1 protein-coding gene is annotated in these 271 nt (G+C 58.7%); it reads right to left on the bottom strand.

Annotated elements, in window-relative coordinates; all coding sequences use genetic code 11:
• On the bottom strand, positions 1-88 hold an 88-nt coding region (locus L9G74_RS20680), incomplete at its 3' end, for a hypothetical protein (protein WP_238898637.1).
• Positions 89-271: the final 183 nt, after the last annotated feature.

The raw sequence follows: 271 nt of genomic DNA, 5'->3' as shown, positions 1-271 counted from the left end.
CGTAGTACATGGCCGTGAAGCGCGTGTGGTAGATCTTGACCTTGTCGTCGCCGTACTTGGCGCGGGCGTCGGGCTCAGTGAGGCCGATGGCGCCGACCTCCGGGTGGGCGAAGATGACGGTGGGGATGTTGTCGTAGGAGAGCTTGGAGGATTTGAGCTCGGGGAGCCCGAAGAGGCGGCTGCTGAGTTGGCGGCCGGCGGCGATGGCGACTGAAGAAGATGATTGTTAGATAAGGGAATCGGTTAAAAAAAGGGAACTTTAAAGCTTACC

Origin of the sequence: Shewanella electrica, from assembly GCF_022321485.1 — a bacterium.
GTDB classification, from domain to species: Bacteria; Pseudomonadota; Gammaproteobacteria; order Enterobacterales; family Shewanellaceae; genus Shewanella; species Shewanella electrica.
Note: the sequence above shows the minus strand (reverse complement) of the source record. Positions and strands in the feature narration are given on the sequence as shown.